The 1,952-nt window shown below is 37.4% G+C and carries 2 protein-coding genes; both read right to left on the bottom strand.

The annotated features are described in order from the left end of the window. Nucleotides 1-707 precede the first annotated feature (707 nt). Nucleotides 708-1,616: a rolling circle replication-associated protein gene (locus ACWGB8_RS38445; protein ID WP_375839305.1), complete on the bottom strand. Its 909-nt coding sequence runs from the start codon at nt 1,614-1,616 to the stop codon at nt 708-710. Between the two features lie 90 nt (nt 1,617-1,706). Continuing rightward, entirely contained in the window at nt 1,707-1,880 is a 174-nt protein-coding gene (locus ACWGB8_RS38440) for a hypothetical protein (RefSeq protein ID WP_375839303.1), read from the bottom strand. Between the last annotated feature and the right edge of the window lie 72 nt (nt 1,881-1,952).

The raw sequence follows: 1,952 nt of genomic DNA, 5'->3' as shown, positions 1-1,952 counted from the left end.
CCAATTTGTTTTTTCTCTTCCATCCAAACACACTCCTAACAAGTTGTTAACATAATTCTAACATTGGAAATAATAGAATTCAAGAACAGAAAAAAGAAGCACACTCGGAATGATATTTCGTTTCCTTTTGATTCCGAGCCTCCACCCCTTACAATCCCCAAAGGCAACCGACAAGGGAAAATTCGTCCCTTATCGGCACCTCCGGAAATTGTACAGCAAGGGGTCACTCCCAATAAAAAGACTACGACATATAAAACAGGTTTAGCTTCAGAGAAAAAGAGCATAAGGAAACTCGGTGCCACCCTAAAAAAAAGGGTGTCAAACAGGCTGTGCCTGTTGAGTTTCTATGCTCTTAGAACAGGTGCCGTTTTTGAAGCCAAAGATATAGCATAGATACCCCATAGATATAGCAGGGATATACCAAAATATCTCTAGAGATACGGGTATCTATGCTATATCTCTCTACAAGATTCCTCCACACGCTTGACGGAAATGCTTCAGCATTTTAGCACTCACTCGACAGAGTGTATAAGTGCGCCATTCGGAATTTCAAAGCTTCAAATTTCACAGAGAGTGCCCATTTATACACACCCCCTAAATCGTGGTGTGACAATGGGTTCTCGCCGGCTCGAAATCGGTTTGTCATTCTGACAAATAACCCTTCGGGAAATAAAAAAAACGGCTCCATAAAGAGGAACCGTTTTGCTTCAAAAATCACGTTTTGTGTTATACTGGAGAAACGAAATTGTGTTTTCAAAATTGTCATTTTCGACATGATAACTTTTCTCGTAGTGTGGTTTTGCCGAACCCACTACTTTTTTTATGTCTCCGAACTTCATTTCTTCCCGTTCCGGCTTAACAATCCCTTTTGATTTTCGATACATATTCATTCCGGAAGGATACATGTGCAGCCGTCCGCCTTTTAAAAATTTCTTTTCCCGACCTTCTACGATCTTTGTTTGCACCTCACAGCCCTCTGAAGCCACTTTTAAGGCTGTTTCCCTGTCTTGGACATCTTCTAGGTCTATATCAGTCAAATAAGCGCTCAAATAGGCTCCTATGTTGTCTATATCCTTTAATGACTTGATTGTTACAAATCCTAAACCCCATAGACTCCTTAATTCAGCATTTTTAATATAAATCTTATCCAAATCATTAAAGCGCATTAAAACATGACAATGCCAGGCTCCACGTCCTTGTGGCTCTACCACCGATAAATAATCTATCGAACTTTCTTTCTTGTATTTATAACGCAACCTGTCGATAAAATTTTGAAAATCACTATAAAGTTTTTTCGTGTCCGTCATATTTTTCTTGTATGTCAAAGTTATATGTAATTCATTTGGCCGTCCTATAAAATTGTTATTTATCAAATAACGCAGCTTCTTAAAGGTTTGTCTCAAAGAATTATAATTTTCCTGCCGATTTTCCGAATGCTCGAACTCCCGGATCTCCCCAGTAGAGAGGTCTACAAACCTATCCTTGTCCAATTTTTTGATATTATTTTTCCGGTTCATCTTCTCCATATGCTGAACTTCAATGACGTGATTCATAGTGGTCACTTTTACAACATCATTTGGAGCTATGAAAACCGCGTCACCATTGCGTTTATCCATCCATTTCCCCTCAATTTTTCCTGTAATGTTTAATTAAAATCAAGTTAATAATAAAGAACCCCAAATCCGAAGTCAGTTTTTCAACAAAAATTAGCGTCCTTTTCCCAAATAGTCCCTATACAATTCCTTAATAGCAAACTCAATTACAGCATCTTTTGAAACTCTTCCAAATTCATTGTGTTTTGTAAAATGTTCGGCTAATAACTCTAGCTTTTTAAATGTTTCAACAGTAATTCGAGGTCCAATTTGTTTTTTCTCTTCCATCCAAACACACTCCTAACAAGTTGTTAACATAATTCTAACATTGGAAATAATAGAATTCAAGAACAGAAAAAA

It is taken from the genome of Kitasatospora sp. NPDC054939 (genome assembly GCF_053610105.1).
Note: the sequence above shows the minus strand (reverse complement) of the source record. Positions and strands in the feature narration are given on the sequence as shown.